The organism is Planctomonas sp. JC2975, assembly GCF_012985205.1.
Classification (GTDB): Bacteria; Actinomycetota; Actinomycetes; order Actinomycetales; family Microbacteriaceae; genus Humibacter.
In genome coordinates, this window is the sequence record NZ_JABEKS010000002.1 from 44886 (window position 1) to 62219 (window position 17334).

The 17334-nt window shown below is 67.5% G+C and carries 12 protein-coding genes; 9 read left to right on the forward strand and 3 right to left on the reverse strand.

The annotated features are described in order from the left end of the window. Positions 1-242 precede the first annotated feature (242 nt). Positions 243-869 (forward strand): DUF1684 domain-containing protein, encoded by a 627-nt coding sequence (locus tag HII28_RS13750; protein ID WP_170026188.1) that lies wholly within the window; start codon positions 243-245, stop codon positions 867-869. Positions 870-955: 86 nt separating this feature from the next. Here the strand turns inward: HII28_RS13750 and HII28_RS13755 are convergent, their stop codons facing one another. Beyond that, complete coding sequence (locus HII28_RS13755) at positions 956-1681, reverse strand: MerR family transcriptional regulator (protein WP_170026189.1); 726 nt, start codon at positions 1679-1681, stop codon at positions 956-958. 127 nt (positions 1682-1808) lie between these two features. Here HII28_RS13755 and HII28_RS13760 point away from each other — a divergent pair, with 127 nt between their 5' ends. The 3 genes from HII28_RS13760 (at position 1809) to HII28_RS13770 (ending at position 6931) form a co-directional block, all read left to right on the forward strand. Further along, positions 1809-2246 carry a hypothetical protein gene (locus tag HII28_RS13760; RefSeq protein ID WP_170026190.1) on the forward strand — a complete coding sequence of 146 codons (438 nt, stop codon included), beginning with the start codon at positions 1809-1811 and terminating at the stop codon, positions 2244-2246. A gap of 191 nt (positions 2247-2437) precedes the next feature. Next, the gene (locus tag HII28_RS13765) at positions 2438-5374 is read left to right on the forward strand and encodes a DUF5979 domain-containing protein (RefSeq protein WP_170026191.1); all 2937 of its coding nucleotides are present in this window, start codon (positions 2438-2440) and stop codon (positions 5372-5374) included. An 84-nt stretch (positions 5375-5458) separates the two neighbouring features. After that, on the forward strand, positions 5459-6931 hold the full coding sequence (locus HII28_RS13770; RefSeq protein ID WP_170026192.1) for a malate:quinone oxidoreductase: 1473 nt from the start codon (positions 5459-5461) through the stop codon (positions 6929-6931). Between the two features lie 122 nt (positions 6932-7053). On the opposite strand, the gene HII28_RS13775 is transcribed toward HII28_RS13770, so the two are convergent. Both HII28_RS13775 and HII28_RS13780 read right to left on the reverse strand, forming a co-directional pair. Then, the gene (locus HII28_RS13775; RefSeq protein WP_170026193.1) at positions 7054-8421 is read right to left on the reverse strand and encodes an extracellular solute-binding protein; all 1368 of its coding nucleotides are present in this window, start codon (positions 8419-8421) and stop codon (positions 7054-7056) included. 17 nt (positions 8422-8438) lie between these two features. Then, complete coding sequence (locus tag HII28_RS13780; protein ID WP_170026837.1) at positions 8439-10208, reverse strand: glycoside hydrolase family 13 protein; 1770 nt, start codon at positions 10206-10208, stop codon at positions 8439-8441. 430 nt (positions 10209-10638) lie between these two features. On the opposite strand from HII28_RS13780, the gene HII28_RS13785 reads away from it, so the two are divergent. From HII28_RS13785 to HII28_RS13805, 5 genes are all read left to right on the forward strand, one after another. Further along, positions 10639-11655, forward strand: a complete 1017-nt coding sequence (locus tag HII28_RS13785) for a LacI family DNA-binding transcriptional regulator (protein ID WP_170026194.1) — start codon at positions 10639-10641, stop codon at positions 11653-11655. Positions 11656-11828: 173 nt separating this feature from the next. After that, a complete protein-coding gene (locus tag HII28_RS13790) occupies positions 11829-13976 on the forward strand; it encodes an intein-containing Rv2578c family radical SAM protein (protein WP_205864938.1) in 2148 nt (715 codons plus the stop codon). Positions 13977-14291: 315 nt separating this feature from the next. Further along, positions 14292-15497 carry an ATP-binding protein gene (locus HII28_RS13795; protein WP_170026195.1) on the forward strand — a complete coding sequence of 402 codons (1206 nt, stop codon included), beginning with the start codon at positions 14292-14294 and terminating at the stop codon, positions 15495-15497. Next, positions 15494-16654 carry a hypothetical protein gene (locus tag HII28_RS13800; protein WP_170026196.1) on the forward strand — a complete coding sequence of 387 codons (1161 nt, stop codon included), beginning with the start codon at positions 15494-15496 and terminating at the stop codon, positions 16652-16654. Before HII28_RS13795 ends, HII28_RS13800 begins: the two co-directional genes overlap by 4 nt. After that, a complete protein-coding gene (locus tag HII28_RS13805) occupies positions 16641-17291 on the forward strand; it encodes a response regulator (RefSeq protein ID WP_170026197.1) in 651 nt (216 codons plus the stop codon). Before HII28_RS13800 ends, HII28_RS13805 begins: the two co-directional genes overlap by 14 nt. The last annotated feature ends 43 nt before the right edge of the window (positions 17292-17334 follow it).

Consider the following 17334-nt stretch of genomic DNA (forward strand, 5'->3'; position numbering starts at 1 on the left):
GTTTCCGTTGCACGACCGACAGGTACGGCCCCGAATCCGGGGCCGTGGCAGCATGTTGACGAACGTTGTCCGGATCCGTGGACGCCGGTGCCTGACGGGACGCGGGCGGGCTGAGCATCCGCCCCGAACCAGGTCTCGGCGGCACGCGCACATCACTCGTCTCGACCGCGTTCGATCGGGTCATCGCGTTCGGCCCGCGAGCCCGAGCAGCGCGCACGCGCGCGATCCGGCAGTCTGGTCGCATGACGGACATCCAGACCGCTGTCGATGTCGCCGACTGGCGTCGTCGCGTCTTCGCTCTGTACGAACTCGTGCGGGAGCTCAGCGAGGAGGAGCCCGCCGCCGCGCACGCCGCCTGGGTGGTGGAGCGCGACGCGCTGTTCGCGACGCATCCCTCGACCCCGCTTCTGGCGGAGGACCGCGACCTCTTCTCCGGGCTCCCCGTGCCCGAATACGACCCGTCCTGGCGCTTCGAGCTGCCCATCGAGGACGCTCTGCCCGCCGACCTCGACGTCGAGACCGGCACCGACGGGGTCGTCCCGTTCGAGCGCATCGGCGTCGTGCGGATGCCCGACCTCGGCTCCCTCGACGTCTGGCGTCTGCGCACCTACGGCGGCGGCCTCTTCGTGCCGGTGAAGGATGCCTCTGCCGGGCGTCCCGGCGGAACCTACGGCGGAGGTCGCTACCTTCTCGACACGATCAAGGGTGCGGACCTCGGCCAGGGATCCCGTTCGGGCACGGTCGTGCTCGACTTCAACTTCGCGTACAACCCGAGCTGCGCGTACGACCCGGCGTGGGCGTGCCCGCTGGCGCCGCCTGGCAACACGGTCGGCATCGAGATACCGGTGGGGGAGCGGTACCGAGGCTGAGGTCGCCACACCGCTGATCCGGTCTTCTGGTCGGCGAGTCGCATCGACTATCCGCAGCAGGCGCGCGCGATGTAGTCCGCCGGGAGTCAGGATGTCGCCGGTGGATGCAGCATCCGCGCCGCGACATCCTGGTGCGCAAGGCGTCGCATCGCGACGACCACCGGCTCGTACAGGGCCGTGCCGAGCACGGCGTATTCGATCGCGGCGGATGCCTGACCGAGGGCGTCCTCTTCGGTGTCGGCTCGACCGCCGCCCGCTGATCCCGCTTCCCTGCCGGCATTCGCATCGGCATCCGCATCCGTTCCCGATGCCCGCGACCCGGACGGCATCTGCGCCACATCGAACTCCGCGAGTCGGTGCAGGGCCGCGCCGTAGGTCTCGAGACGTTCGTCGGTGAGCGGGATGCCGGCGTCAGACACCGCCTGCAGCGCACGATCGAGCTGGGCCGTCGCCGCGAAGTCGGCGTCGTAGGTCCAATCGAGGCGTTCGATCGCGGCCTTCGCTCGAGGGTGCTCGGCGTCATCCGAGTCCGTCGCATAAGGCGGGAGGGATGCGATGGCCCGCCCGAGCGCGTCGAAGAGGTCGTCACCGGGATGGTCGATCAGGTCGAGCACCGTCTTGATGCGCGCGATCGGCAGCCCGGCGACATCGGCCAGCGAGCGGATCAGCCGCAGCCGCTGCACGTGCTCGTCGCCGTAGTCGGCCTGTGTCGCACCGCGCGACTCGCCCTGCTGGAGGATTCCCTCCCTCAGGTAGTACTTGATCGTCGGTACCGGAATGGCGGTGATCCGTGCCAGTTCGGAGATGCGCATCGGGCTCCTGTTCCAGATCAGGTCTTGACATAGATAGTACGACTATCCAATATGGATACCGCAACTATCCAACCGATTCACGAACCGACACGACGCCGGCGCGCACGCCGGAGGAAGCGAGACCGTCATGAGCACGGCATCCGCGGCACTCTTCACGCCGTCCACCACGATCACGGTCGGCGTGGTGCTGCTCACCGTGATCGGCATCGCCTATGGCGGCACTTTCATGCTGCGCGTGGTCTCCGGCAAGCAAGGTGCCAACGATCTGCAGAAGTCGTTCTTCCGCGCGGGGCATGCGCATGCCGGCGTTCTCGTCATCCTCGGTCTCGTCACGCTGCTCGTGATGAGCGCGGCCGGTGCGGGAGTGTGGGGTCAGGTGATCGGGATCGCCGTCCTCTGCTGCGCCCTGCTGATCCCCGGCGGCTTCTTCTTCTCGGTGATCGGCCACGATCCGAAGAAGCCGAATGCAGCGAGGTCCCTCATCTGGATCGGCTTCGGCGTGCTCGCGGTCGCAATGCTCGCCGGTGGTATTCTGCTCATCGCGGTCGGCGCATCCGCCGCGTGAGAGTGCTGATGCGGCACGCCGAACCTGGGTGATCCAGAGCGCGACCACAACGCACGCCGCAAGGTGTACTGCATCGTCTGCCCTCCCGAGCTGGAATCGAGCGACCTAAACTCGATCAACGGGCATGCGCCCGAACGCATCCTGTTGGGGGGACCATGCACGCCTCGAAGACCCGAAAAATAGTGTCCGTCGTGGGGGCGGCACTGCTCGTCGGAGCGACGCTCGCCGTGACGGAAACGGTGTCGCGCCCGTCGGCCGCGCATGCGGCCGACCCGACGATGGTCAACCCCATGACCGTCAACGGGGGCTTCACGGTGTACTCACGCGGCGATGCCACGCTCTCCAACAGCGAGACCGAAGGCAGCATCGCGGTCGGCGGCCAGCTCACCATGGACATCGCGTCGACCTACCAGATCGCGCACGTCGTAGCGGGCTCCGGTGCCTACATTCCGCCCACGATCGACAACGACCCGACTCGACTCCTGATCGGCACGTACAACCCGAACCCGGCACAGAACTTGGGCCGCATCAACATCACCAACGCGGGGGCCACCGAGCCTTCTCAGCTCGGCGACCTGAAGGTCGTCGAACGAGCGACGCCGTTCACGACGTTCGCCCGTGGGAGCTTCCTCCGGTACGGCCTCAATCCGGCCGACGCGGATGCCACGCCACTCATCGACTCGCAGAACCAGACGTTTCCGGCGGACTCGACCCCGCCGACCACGTCCGACGGCAACGGCAGCGTCTTCACGTACCAGACGACGGCCTCGGGCGTCAGCACCCAGGATGTCGTCGCGGACTACGTCGGACGCAATGCCCAGGCATCCATCGATCAGGTCACGACCTGCCTTGCGCAGATCCCGGCTCCCGGTGGAACCGGTCACCAGCTCACGGCGACCGACGAGGGCGGCGGCCGATTCGTCCTCTCGGCCCTCACCCCTGGCGTTCCGAACTACATCGATTACACCGACCTCATCGGTGCGGACAAGATCCAGTTCTCCAGCACGGTTCCGGATGCCACGACTCCGCTGATCATCGTCGTTCCCGCTGGAACGACCGACATTCCCGGCCCGTCCATCGACCCGGAGGGCACCTACTCGCCGTTCGTGCTGTGGGATGCATCGCGCGTCACCGGACCGCTGAACATCCACAGCGGCGGTCGCATCGACGGATCCATCTACGCGCCGAACGCCGACCTCACGATCACCGCGGCGCCGTGGGACGGTCAGGTGCTCGGAAGCACGGTGAACCTCTCCGGCGGCGGCGAGATGCACTCCTACATGTTCGCGGGCGCCATCCCGTGCGACACGGGCGACCAAACGGGCAACTTTTCCGTGGCGAAGGAGCTTTCCGGTGTGTCGCCCGACCAGCTGTCGTCCACGACGTTCACGGTCGGGTATCTCGCCGTTCTGCCGGATGGGACACCGCAGGCCGGGACACTCCAGGTCGACGCCGACGGAACGTTCGTCAGCCCAGCCACGCCGTTCCCCTACGGAACACAGGTCACTGTGTTCGAGGTGCCGCCCGATGCGTCCATGCTGCCGGACGGTCTCGCGTGGACGGATGTCACCTGGAACGGTGACACGACCTTCACGATCGACGCCACCCATCCCACGGTCTCGCTCGTCGTGACGAACACGGCTGCGTCGATCCCCGCCGGATTCTCGGTGTCGAAGACCATCACCGGCAGTGGGGCGACGGTTGTGCCGTCTGATGCTCAGTTCGGGCTCGAATACACCGTGAACGGGGGCACGGCGATCCCGATCACCGTGACCCCGGAGTCTCCCGCGGTGGTGGACGGTCTCGCAACCGGCGACACCATCACCCTTCGTGAACTGTCCATGCCGACCGTCGACGGCGTGACCTGGGGCACACCAACCTGGACCGTCAACGGGGATCCCGTGACTCCGGATGCCGACGGGAACGTCAGCTTCACGCTCGTCGCCGGTGAGACGATCAGCATCGGTCTCACGAACGTGGCCGAAGCGACGGGCTCGTTCGCGGTCTCGAAGGAAGTCGTCGGCAACGCGGCCCAGAACGTGGCAGGGGTTACCTACACTGCCATCTACAGCGTGGACGGCGGGGCGGAGCAGACCGTGTCGTTCCAGGCGGGCGCTACGACGACAATCTCCGACATCCCGGCGGGTTCGACAGTGACGATCCGCGAAGGACCGCTGCCCGACATCCCCGGCATCGAATGGTCCACTCCAGCGTGGACAGTCGACGGCGTGCCGCTGACTCCGGATGCCGACGGCAACGTCACCTTCGTGGTGCAGGGCGGCGAGACGGTCGGCATCCAGGCGACCAACACCGCCAACGGATTCGGTCGGCTCCAAGCCACGAAGACGGTCACGGGTGACGGAGCCTCCTCGGTGCCGGCCGACACGCAGTACACAGTGCTTTATCACGTCGACAACGGTGCTGAGCAGACCCAGCTCCTCCAGGCGGGCGTGCCCATCGTGTTCGGCCACCTGAACACGGGCACCACGGTGCACGCCAAGGAAGGGCCGATGCCGAATATCCCAGGGGTCGCGTGGGGCACCCCGGTGTGGACGATCAACGGGCAGGTGGTGCAACCGGATGCCGATGGCTATGTGAGCTTCACGGTGGAAACCGGGGAGGAGATCACGGTCGGCCTGGAGAACGTCGCCAACCTGGCCGAAACGGGTGGGTTCAGCGTGACGAAGACGGTGTCGGGAGGTGCGGCATCCGCCGTTCCCAGCGGCACGGACTTCACGGTCACGTACACGGTCGACGACAGTCCTGCCCAGACGCTCACGGTGACGCCGGGAACGCCGACGACCGTGACCGGGATCCCGACCGGATCCACCGTGACGTTCGTCGAGGCGACCCCGCCGGCCATCCCAGGCGTCACCTGGGGCACGCCGACCTGGAGCATCGACGGCAACGTGGTCTCGAATCCGACGATCACGATCGGCACCGATCAGACCGTCGCGCTCTCACTGACGAACACCGCAGAACCGACCGGTGGCGGCGGTGACGGAGGCGGCGGCATGCTGCCCAGCACCGGATCGGATCCGATCGGCTGGCTGCTCGGCGCCCTCGCCGTCATCGGAGCAGGCGGGGTGACGCTGCTCGTGGGGACGCTCCGCAGACGCCGCGCGTGAAGGATCCGCTCGGCGGCTGCACGCGGTCGCCGAGCCGATCCGCTCCGGTCGGACGCTCGGTTTTCGACCCGTAGAATTGCGAGAGTGAGTGATTCCCGAGCCCCGTTAGACGTCGTCCTCATCGGCGGGGGCATCATGAGCGCCACGCTGGGCACCATGATCCAGCGCCTGCAGCCCGACTGGACGATCCGCATCTACGAGAGCCTCGGCGAGGTCGCCCAGGAGAGCTCCAACCCGTGGAACAACGCGGGAACCGGGCACGCCGCGCTCTGCGAGCTGAACTACATGCCTGAGGGCAAGGACGGCAGCGTCACGCCCGACAAGGCCATCAGCATCAACGAGCAGTTCCAGCTGAGTCGTCAGTTCTGGTCGTCGCTGGTGGAGAAGGGCGAGCTGCCCAACACGTTCATCACCTCCACCCCGCACATGACGTTCGTGCGCGGCGGCGAGAACGTGAAGTACCTCCGCAAGCGCTACGCGGCGCTCAAGGACCAGCCGCTGTTCGCCGGCATGGAGTACAGCGAGGATCACAAGGTGATCCGCGAATGGGCGCCGCTGCTCATCAAGGAGCGCACGCGCGAGCCCATCGCGGCCACGCGCATCACGGCCGGCACCGACGTCGACTTCGGAGCGCTGACCAATGCGCTCGTCGACGGGCTGACGGAGCGCGGAGCCGAGTTGTGGCTCAACTGCCGAGTGAAGAGCATCCGTCGCACCAAAGAGGGCAACTGGCGCCTCAAGGTGAAGCACACCGTCGGCAACACCCCGCACACCGTCGATGCGCGGTTCGTCTTCGTCGGCGCCGGCGGCGGTGCCCTGCACCTGCTGCAGTCCTCGGGGATCGAGGAGATCAAGGGATTCGGCGGCTTCCCGATCAGCGGCAAGTTCTTCCGCACCACGAACCCCAAGATCGTGGCGCAGCACCAGGCCAAGGTCTACGGCAAGGCCGCCGTCGGCGCCCCGCCGATGTCGGTGCCGCACCTCGACACCCGCGTCGTCAACGGTCAGGCGTCCGTTCTGTTCGGCCCGTACGCCGGATTCAGCCCGAAGTTCCTCAAGAAGGGCTCGTGGTGGGATCTTCCCGGATCGGTGCGATCGGGGAACATCGGTCCGATGCTCGCCGTCGCCCGCGACAACGGCGACCTGATGAAGTACCTCATCTCCGAGCTGCTCGCCTCGCGCGCCAAGAAGGTGAAGGCGCTGCAGGAGTTCATGCCGTCCGCGAAGAGCGAGGACTGGGAGCTCATCACCGCCGGCCAGCGCGTGCAGGTCATGAAGAAGGATGCCGAGCACGGCGGCGTGCTGCAGTTCGGCACCGAGGTGGTCGCGGCATCCGACGGATCGATCGCCGGGTTGCTCGGCGCCTCGCCGGGCGCGTCGACCGCCGTGCCGATCATGCTGGACGTGCTCCAGAAGTGCTTCCCCCAGCAGTGGGCCCAGTGGGAGCCGAAGCTGCGAGAGCTGATCCCGACCATGGGCACAACGCTCAACGACCAGCCGGCGAAGGCCGCTCAGGTGCTGGAAGAAACCGCGAAGGTTCTCGGCGTCGAGCAGTAGCCGGCACCGCACAGCTGGTTGAGTCTGTCGAACCGGCTTTGTGCCCGCACCGCTGGTTGAGCCTGTCGAACCGCTGAGACGTGGTTTCGACAGGCTCAACCACCTGGAGGGCCGCTGTCTGACTACTGGGCGGCGTCGAGCAGGCCCTGCACCTTCGTGTTCGCGGCCTTCAGGAGTGCGGGGATGTCCGCGTTCTGATCCGTGAGCACCGCTTGCACGACAGGGTCGAGCGCGCCGTAGAGATCCTGCGTGTTCGCGGCCGGCTCGGCCAGCAGCGGCTGCGCGAACTCCTTGTCCGTGTAGTAACTGAACTGCTTGGTCGGCACGTTCACGTACGGCGCTATCCATCCCATGTACTTGTCGTACGTCGCCTTGTCGAAGACCGGCACCTGCGGCACGCCGACCGCCTGGTTGTCATCCTTCTGCGCCTTCGCCGTCGCCTTGGCGGTCTTCTCGTCGAACTGGTTCTCCATGTAGAAGTAGTCGATCCACTTCACGGCAGCGTCCTGCTGCGCCTTCGTGGCCTTGGTGCTCACCATCGCGAGCGTTCCGCCGCCCAGGGCGCCGGCATCCTTGCCCTGCAGCGGGATGACGGATTCGCCGTACATGGCCGGGTCGATCGAGTTCTGCGACACCAGCGACGCGTAGTTGCCGCCGCCCGAGATGTACATGCCGAGCTGACCGGCGACGAAGGCCTGGTTGATGCCGTTCCAGTCGTAGAGGAAGTTCGATCCCATCGCGTTGTCGTCCCAGCGCATGTCATGAAGCAGTCCGAGCGCCTGGGCGTAGGCATCCGAGTCGACCGTCGCCTTCGTGCCGTCCTCGGATTCGCCGCGGCCGCCGAGTGCGTACGCCATCGTTGTCAGAATCCAGCCGCCGGTGTTCTGCTGCGTCATCGTGGCGAAGCCGGCTTTTCCCGTCTTCTGGGCGATCTGCTTCGCATCCTTGCGGATCTGGGCCCACGTGGTCGGTGGCTTGTCGGGGTCGAGGCCGGCCTGCTTGAAGAGCTGTCTGTTGTAGTGAAGAGCCTGTCCGTATGCGGCGATCGGCACGGCCAAGAGCTTGCCCTTGCTGTCCTGACCGTTCTTCAGCACCGACGCGTTGAGCTCCTTCGACCACGGATACTGGGCCACCTGCGTGCTGACGTCTGCCACCTGGTGCTGTTGGATCAGGCCCTTGCCGTCGGTGAACGCGACGGTGAAGACATCGGGCAGCGTGCCGCCTGCGAGCTGGGCGGCGAAGGTGGTCGCCGTCCACTTGGACTCCTGCGGCGTCACCGTGATGTTCGGGTACTTCTTCTCGAACTTCGCGACGCGGTTCTCGATGTCCTTCTTGGCGGCAGGCTGAAGGCCGACGTCCTCGGCGACTGTGATGCTGACCTTGCTGTTGCTCGTCGTGCCGTTGCCCGACGCGGTGCAGGCGGTGAGGCCGATGGCGGAGACCGCGACGGCCGCCGTGATCGCCACCGCCCTGCGGAAGGTGAGGGACATGTCAACTCCTCTGTTGATCATTCGGGTTGTGCGCCATCGGAAGGGATGCCGATGGGCGCGGTGCTGATGAATGCGGTGCTGCATGCGGTGCGTAGCCACACCGTGGTGTCGGGCGGCACCACGCCGCCGACGATGGGTGCGCTGGCGAGCAGGATGTCGGCATCCTGCTCGAGCGCGAGATCGTGCGTCCCGAAGTTGACGATGCAGATGACATCGTCGCCTCGGGCGAATGCCAGAACGCTGGGAGAGGGCGCTTCGAGCCACCGGAATGCGTCGTCGCGGAACGCGGGCTCGGAGCGGCGCAGCCGCAGTGCATCGCGGTGGAGCAGGAGCATCGAATGGGGCTCCCGAAGCTGCTGCGCGACGCTGAGGCCTCCCCAGTCGTCCGGCTGCGGGAGCCACGGTGCCGCAGCGGTGTCGTGGCGGACGCGGTGCGGGCCACTGGCGGTCGTATCGTCAGCGGCCGACGAGAAGCCGAAAGCCCGGCCGTCGGCGGTCCAGGGGAGCGGCACGCGGCATCCGTCGCGTCCGGGATCCACGCCTCCGGAGCGGAAGTGCATGGGATCGGTGAGCGCCTCGCGAGGAAGCTCAGCCTCCGGAAGCCCGAGCTCGTCGCCCTGGTAGAGGTAGAGCACGCCGGGGAGCGCCGCGGCGAGCAGTGCGGCGGCGCGGGCGCGCCGAGTGCCGAGCGTCTCGTCGGTCGGTGTGCCGAAGCTCTTGGCATCGAACGAGAAGGCCGTGTTCGCGCGACCGAGTCGCGTGACGGGCCGGGTGATGTCGTGGTTCGACAGCACCCAGGTGGCCGGCGCGCCGACGGCCGAATGGGTGTCGAGCGTCTCGCGGATGACGCGGCGCAGCCGGTCCGCGTCCCACGGTGCCGTCATGAAGTCGAAGTTGAACGCGGTGTGGATCTCGTCCGGCCGCAGGTAGGCCGCGAACCGGTCCGCCTCCGCCAGCCACACCTCCGCGACGAGCACTCGGGGCTCGTCGTAGGCGTCCGCGACACGGCGCCACGCACGGTAGATGTCGTGGAGCTCGTCTCTGTCGAGGTGCGGATGCGTGCCGGGGACGTATCCGGAGACGCCGCGCATGTCCGGCAGCGCCGGATCCTTCACGGGGAGCCCTGCCGAGTCGATGCGCACGCCGGCCGCGCCGCGGTCGAACCAGAAGCGCAGCACGTCTTCGTGCTCGCGGCGCACGTCGTCGTTCTGCCAGTTGAGGTCGGGCTGCTCGGGTGCGAAAAGGTGCAGGTACCACTGGCCGGGCGTGCCGTCGGCGTTCGTGGTGCGCGTCCAGGTGCTCCCGCCGAAGCTCGACTCCCAGTCGGTCGGAGCGTCGTCGCCGTTCGGGCCGCGCCCTTCCCGGAACCAGAATCGCTCCCGTTCCGCCGATCCGGGCCCTGCTGCGAGGGCTGCCCGGAACCAGGGGTGCCGGTCGGAGACGTGATTCGGCATGATGTCGACGATCGTGCGGATGCCGTGTTCCCGAGCCTCCGCGATGAGCCGTTCGGCCTCCGCCAGGTCGCCGAAGAGCGGATCGATCGAGCGGTAGTCGGCGACGTCGTAGCCGCCGTCGGCCTGGGGCGAGGAGTACCAGGGCGTGATCCAGACGGCATCGACGCGGAGGTCGCGCAGATACGGCAGCCGCGAGCGGAGCCCGGCCAGATCGCCGATGCCGTCGCCGTTTCCGTCGGCGAAGCTGCGCGGGTACACCTCGTAGACGACCGCGTTGCGCCACCATTCGAGATCGCGTCGTGACGTCCTCTCCTCGGGTCGCTCGGTCCCCACTGGTGTGGGGGCAACGGGTTCGTCCTGGGTGATCGTCACGTCGTCGTGTCTCTCTGTAGGCGGTGATCGGGGTGATCCGGGGTGATCGAGTAGCGGACGTCCCTGCCCCGGCGGCCGAGCCCCCTCTCCGCAGCGGCTCGGGCCCGTTGGACCCGCGCCCTTGCGGGTCGGAGCTGACGCGCTCGGCGCGTCGGGGAAGGAGTTCCGTCCGCACGTCCACGGGCGGCCCGAAGAGCAAGGTTTAGCGCTACACTCATCGGATGGAAGTTGACCATAGAGCCGCCGCGACGACGATGTCAAGCGGTCGTCCGACGCGGATGGTCGCGAGGCATGGCATCCGCGATACCGTTGGCCCACCGTGCCGGGCGGCGCGCCCCGCACCCCTTCTGCCGCCGGAGATCACAGGCCCCGGAACCGGGAACGGAGAACCATGCGCGTGACGCTCAAGGACATCGCCGACGAGGCCGGCGTGAGCGTCATGACCGTCTCGAACGTCGTCAACGGCAACCGCGCCAGGGTGTCGCAGGCCACGATCGAGCGAGTGCAGGAGATCGTCGAGCGTCGCGGTTACGTGCCCAGCGCCTCCGCACGGTCACTGGCCGCGAACGCGTCGCGGATGATCGGGCTCCTCGTGCCGGCCGCTGACGAGGACAGCCTGATGGTCAGCCCGCACAACGCGGCCATGTTCGGTCTGCTCGAGCGTCGGCTGCGACGCGCCGGATACCACCTGCTGCTGCGCGGTGTCGCGCGCCCCAGCGAGGTGCTCGAGGCGGTGCGGTCGTGGAACCTCGACGGCGTGATCCTTCTCGGATTCGTCGACGCGGACGTCGACTCGTTCGTCATGGACGGCGGTCCGCCGCTCCTCGCGCTGGACAGCTACTCGGCCAATCCGCTGACGGCAGGCGTGCGGTCGGACGACTTCGAGGGCGGGGTTATCGCCGCGTCCCATCTGCTGGGGCTCGGGCACCGCGAGATCCTGTTCGCCGGTCCGGAGTTCGCGGACAGCGGTGTGGTCCAGCAGCGGCACGCGGGGTTCCTGGCCGCGCATGACGCGGCGGGCGTGTCGTGGGATCCGTCCCGCCTCGTGCCGGCGGACACGACGTACGAAGCGGGCGTCGAGCTCGGGCGACGAGTGCGGAAGGAGCATCCGCGGGCGACGGCGGTGTTCGCGACCGCTGACATCCTGGCCGCCGGCGTGCTCGAAGGGCTGCGGTCCTCGGGGGCGGCTGTGCCGGGCGACGTCTCGGTCGTCGGGTTCGACGACATCGACCTTGCCGGATACGTGACGCCCAAGCTGACCACGATCGCGCAGGATGTCGTGGCCAAGTCCGACGAGGCGGTTCGGCGCATCCTCGACGAGATCGACGGCACTCCGCCGGACGCAGCGGCCGTGCTGCCGGTGAGGCTCGTGCTGCGCGAGTCGACAGGAGCCCCCGCGCCCGGCTGACGCGCCTCCGGGCGTGGAGTCCCTGGCGCGTGTTGTCGCATTGCGTCCGCGAAGCGACACGTCGGGCCAGGAATTCAGTGGGGGCGAGGGATCCACACGTGAACGACGGACTGGTCGACGACATTCGCGGCGCGTGAGTTGCACAAGAATCGAATTAATGTTCGAATGAGGCAATGCGGTGGAGCGGTCAGGAGATCTCGGTCGAGCAGACGGATGCGCTCCCCGGCCTCGCCAAGCTGAACAACCTGGTGCGCTCCGTGCGCACGCCGGAGTTCGCCGGCGTCACGTTCCACGAGGTGCTCGCGAAGTCCGCGTTGAACAAGGTTCCCGGAGGCGGGGGAGCACTGCCGTTCGGGTGGACCATCAACCCGTACCGGGGATGCAGCCATGCGTGTGTGTACTGCCTGACGCCTGACACGCTCATCCTCATGGCGGATGGTCGCCACAAGCCTCTCGGCGAGGTTAAGCCGGGTGACACCGTCATGGGCACGCGGAAGGACGGTGCTTATCGTCGGTACGTGCCAAGCGCCGTGATGGCAGCGTGGGCGACGCGCAAACGGGCATTCCGCATCACCTTGTCAGAAGGAACCGAGATCGTCGCGAGCGGTGACCATCGTTTTCTGACCGAGCGAGGCTGGAAGTACGTTACGGGGCGGATGTCGGGAAACGAACGGCGCCCATACCTCACACCGAACAACTCCTTACTGGGCTTCGGTTTGGCCGGCCAGTGTCAGCCCATGAGGAGCGAGTCCGTCGAATACCGCCGTGGTTATCTGACGGGAATGATCCGGGGCGACGGGATGCTGATCGCGAAGGACTACGTCCGGAACGGCGGTGCGATCAATCGGGTGTGCTATTTTCGCCTCGCCCTGGCGGATGCCGAGGCCTTGGACCGATCGCGTGAGTACCTCCAGCTTGAAGGCATCGGGACCACAACGAGGCCGTTCGCGGTCGGTGCCGGCCGTCGTCCGATGAACGCGATCCACTGCAACAGGCAAAAGGCATTCAACGACATTCGCCAACTCATCAACTGGCCGGACGCGCCGGGCGATGAATGGCGACGGGGGTTCTTGGCAGGAATATTCGACGCGGAGGGCAGCTGTTCACAAGGCGTTCTGCGCATCAGCAACAAGGCCGAAGACATCTTGGTCCAGATCAGTGAATCACTCGGGTGGTTCGGTATTCCCCACACTCGCGAATCGAGTCGGCCGAACGGGGTGACCGCCGTGCGGGTCACTGGGGGTCTCGCCGTGCGGTCGCGCTTCTTCCATCTCGTTGGACCGGCGATCACACGAAAGCTGGGACTCGCCGGTGCCGCAGTGAAGAGCACAGCCGACCTGCGCGTCAGCACCATCGAAGACCTCGGCGTCGAGCTCGACATGGTGGACATCACCACCGAGACCGGCGACTTCGTGGCGAACGGCGTGATCAGCCATAACTGTTTCGCCCGCCCCACCCACCGCTACCTCGAGCTCAACATGGGCACGGACTTCGACCACGAGATCATCGTCAAGGTGAACGTCGCCGAGGTGCTGCGCAAGGAGGTGGCACGGCCGAGCTGGGGGCGGCATCCGGTGGCGCTGGGCACGAACACCGATCCCTATCAGCGCGCAGAGGGCCGGTACGCGCTGATGCCGGGCATCATCGGGGCACTCGCCGACTCGGGGACGCCGTTCAGCATCCTCACGAAAGGGTCGCTGATGCGCCGTGACCTCGACCTCATCGCGGATGCCGCGACCCGGGTGCCCGTCGACCTCGCGCTGTCCATCGCGGTATACGACGAGGAGCTGCAGAAGTCCGTCGAACCGGGCACCCCGAGCACGAAGGCGCGGCTGGAGACGGTGCGGGCCGTTCGCGAGCACGGCCTCGAGTGCTCGGTGTTCATGATGCCGATCCTTCCTTTCCTGACCGACTCCAGGGAACATCTGGATGCCGCGCTGGCAGCTGCGAAAGCCGCAGGCGCGAGCTCCGTGCTCTACACGGCTCTGCACCTGCGGCCCGGGGTGAAGGAGTGGTTCATGCTGTGGCTGGAGCGGGAGCATCCGGAGCTCGTCGAGAAGTACAGGGCGATGTACGGCACGCAGGCGTATGCGCCCGTCGACTACCGCAAATGGCTCGCTGCACGCATGAAGCCGTTGATCTTCAAGCATGGCCTGCTCCGCGGAGAGGAAGATCCGGTGACGGGCGGCGTGCGGTCAGTGGCGTTGAACGCGATGCGGGACGGCGACGGCAACAGGGTGCGATTCGGTGCGGCGGCGTCGACGGACGCTCCGGGCGCACCCGCCCGTGTCGCTCCCGAGGAGCGGCTCACGCTGTTCTGAGCGGCCGCCCGCGCTGCCCGTGCCGTGCACGGCGCCGCCCTTGCTGTGCACCGAGCTACCCCGCCGCGCCGGCTTCCGCTGTCGCAGTCATGCGGCGTGCAGCGTGCACGGCTTCAGCTCCGCGGCCCGCTGTCGAGGCGGATCGCACCGAGCGTGAGTGCCCGCGATCCATCGAGATTGTCGAAGGTCGGCTGAGTGCGTGACCGCAAGGGCCGGGGCAGAAGGACCATGCTGTCGTGCCGAACTATCCAGCGACGTGTTCGGGGGACAGTGCAGGGGTACAGGTGAGGGCCGGAGCGTGCCATAATCCGAAGCGTGTCCCTGGGGGTCCCGGCACAGGTAGCGCGTGAAGCCGGAAATCGCGCGGTCGCGCTGTCGACGCAGGTCGCCGCGCTCAGCTGTCTGATCGCGGCGGTCGTGGTGGTCCTCGTGCCAGGGCTTTTCGGACCCGGCGAGGTGCGCTGGTGGGCGGCCTGTTGCCTGCTCCCGATGGCCGCATTGCTCGTGGTGCTGATGCGTCGCGCCACGTCGGCGCTGTGCGTGGCCTACGTGGTCGTAGGCAGCGCCGCCACTTTCGTCTACACCATTGCGCTGCTCGAGCAGACGACGGACTACTCCAACACGAATCTGTTCGTCGTTGCGCTTCCGCTCGTCGCGCTGATGCTCGTCGGAGGTTCAGCGCCCGATGCCAGGATCGGGGTGCTCTGGGCAACCCTCGCCTACGCGGTGGGCGACCTGGCCGTGTTCGCGGCGGCGCTGGGGACCGGCAGGGAGTTCCGCTTCGACTCCATCTCACTCGGCGCGTACGTGCTGTTCATGGCCCTGCTGCTGTTCCACGGGATGACGCGGGGCGCGTACAGGGGAGCGCACACGCTCATCATGCGCACCCTCCGCGAGCAGAGGGCCGACGAACTGCGACGGTCGATCGCTGCCGAACTGCGGGCCGAGCTGCACGACACCACGCTTAGCGAGCTCGCGGCGATCGCTGCGGCCAGCCCCGGTCCCGTCTCTCCGGCGTTGCGAGAACGACTCGAGGACGACATCCGCTTCTGGACCACGGATGCCGCCACCTCCCATCGCGCCAAGCCGGCCGAGCAGAACGAGTGGCGCACGAGCGAGCTCGCCGAGGCGATCGCCCACGCCAGGGATTCCGGCCTCGTCGTCGACGTCTCCGGGGACCACTCGCGCTACGCCCGGTTGCCGTCCGGCACGAGACGGGCGCTCGGCCTGGCGGCCAGGCAGTGTCTCATCAACGTGCTCAAGCACTCAGGGCAGTCGAAGGCAGAGGTCATGCTGTCGGCCTCCGATGACGCCGTCTCCCTCGTGGTGGTCGACGGCGGCAGGGGCTTCGACGTCGCCAGCCTCACGGCCGAGGGCAACAACCGTATGGGCCTTCGGCACTCGGTGATCGTTCGGATCGAACGCGTCGGCGGGTCCGTCTCCGTGTTCTCCCGGCCCGGCGAAGGCACGTCCGTGCTCATGATCGTGCCGACGGCCGTCGAGAGCGGGGGGATGCGATGACCACGATCCCGCTCTTCACGAGGCCGATCCGGCTGGATCCCATCGGTGCGACGGCGGCCTGGACGTTCGCCCCGTTCCTCGGCGCCCTCGCCGTCGGATACGCGGTGACGCAGACGTTCATGCACGACAGCGAGATCGTGCACCCCGACCTCGCGATCGTGGCCGTCTGCATCCTCGCGGGGGCGGCGATCGTGCTGTCGGTTGCCGCGCATCCCAACGTGGCGAGGCTCGACGGCCTGCCGGCCGTGTTCGTGGTCGGGGCTGCAGTGCTGGCGGCGGGTCTCGCGGCGTTCGCCAGCTGGGGCCACAACAAGATGATCCAGGACGACTGGGGCCAGATCGGCGTCGGCCTGATGGTGCTGGGGCTGCTGTGGCTGCGTCCGCCGCGGGACATCATCCTGCTCGGAGGGGCCGGCGCCCTCATCGTGGGCGTTCTGGCCTTCGAGGAGGGCCGTTTCCTCCGCATCGCCAACGCACCCTTCGTCTATGCCGTGGTCGCGGCTACGCCGGTCGCCGTGCTGACCGCAGTCGCGGCAGCGAGCGGGCATGTCCTCAATCGCTTCAGCTCGGAGTGGATGCTCGCGGCCCGCAGCGGTCTCAGGGCGCTCGAACCCGAATTGCGCGTGCTGGAGCAGGATGTGCTGCATCGCGCCCAGCTCGACGAACTGAGGCAGGTGACCTTGCCGCTGCTGTCCTCCATCGCGCAGCGCGGCGAGATCACCCGATTCGACATCGAGGCGGCGATCGCCGTCTCAGCCCAGCTGCGCGAACGGGCGCTCGAGCAGGTGCACGTCACCTGGGTGGACGGCCTGGTCAGCGAGACCGGGATGCACCCGGGAGCCGTGTACGACCCCGAGCAGTTGCTCGCACGCGTTCCGCTCCGGGAACGTGCGACGGTCACCGCGTGCCTGGTCGAGTTGGCCCGTCTCGGAGCTCTGGATCCGGCGGGCACCCGGCTCGTGGTGCAGCGTGCGCCCACTGCGGATTCCTCGGAGCGAGTGGGATTCGAAGTGTTCGCTCCGATTGCGGCAGACTGGCGATTTCTGCGTCGTTCGGCGCGGCCGTTCGTCAGCGTGCTGCGGTCGCTGACCGGCGACGCCACCATCACGAGAAACGGCACCACGATGATCCTGAGGTTCGGCTTTGCCGCCGCGTGACGGGCGCACTCCGGTGCGCGTCGGCATCCTGGACGACCACGAGCTGCTGCTCGACTCGCTGTCCAATTGGATCCGCGATCATGAGCCACTCTTCGACCTCGTCGTGGCAGCCCCGACGTGGGTCGAGCTCGTGCACTCGGCGGCGTTCCCCACGGACCTCGTGTTGATGGACCTCAACCTTTCCGAGAAGGTCTCGATCGAGGCGCGGGTGCGCACCTGCCGGGCGGCCGGGGCATCCGTCATCGTGCTTACAGCACTGGACACGCCGGAGGAGCGCGAGCGGTGCCTCGGGGCTGGCGCGCTCGCCTTTCTGAGCAAGGCGCAGCCGGTGCGCGAGGTGATGACGGTCGCCAAATCCGTGATGGGACTGACGGATGCCGGTCCCAGCGCCTCAGGCAGCGCTGCTGCCGGTCGCGCCGCGGCCAAGCCCAAGCTGAGCGACGGCGAGCGGATCGCGTTCCTGCTCTATGTCGACGGCAACTCGACCCTTCAGGTCGCTGACGAGATGCACGTGCAGTTCGAGACGGCGAAGACGTACCTGCGACGCGTGCGCGAGAAGTACGGACGCGCCGGACGTCCGACGAGCACGCGCGCGGACCTCATTCGCCGTGCCGCCGAGGACGGTTACCTCACCTGAAACCGCGTGGCCACTGCGCTGCTTGCGGTACATCGTCCGCTCT

What these genes read in the sequence shown, in the direction of transcription:
- HII28_RS13755 (WP_170026189.1), bottom strand. Translation starts at nt 1,681, where the DNA reads ATGCGCATCTCCGAACTGGCACGGATCACCGCCATTCCGGTACCGACG.
- HII28_RS13790 (WP_205864938.1), top strand. Translation starts at nt 11,829, where the DNA reads ATGCGGTGGAGCGGTCAGGAGATCTCGGTCGAGCAGACGGATGCGCTC.
- HII28_RS13750 (WP_170026188.1), top strand. Translation starts at nt 243, where the DNA reads ATGACGGACATCCAGACCGCTGTCGATGTCGCCGACTGGCGTCGTCGC.
- HII28_RS13800 (WP_170026196.1), top strand. Translation starts at nt 15,494, where the DNA reads ATGACCACGATCCCGCTCTTCACGAGGCCGATCCGGCTGGATCCCATC.
- HII28_RS13775 (WP_170026193.1), bottom strand. Translation starts at nt 8,421, where the DNA reads ATGTCCCTCACCTTCCGCAGGGCGGTGGCGATCACGGCGGCCGTCGCG.
- HII28_RS13760 (WP_170026190.1), top strand. Translation starts at nt 1,809, where the DNA reads ATGAGCACGGCATCCGCGGCACTCTTCACGCCGTCCACCACGATCACG.
- HII28_RS13785 (WP_170026194.1), top strand. Translation starts at nt 10,639, where the DNA reads ATGCGCGTGACGCTCAAGGACATCGCCGACGAGGCCGGCGTGAGCGTC.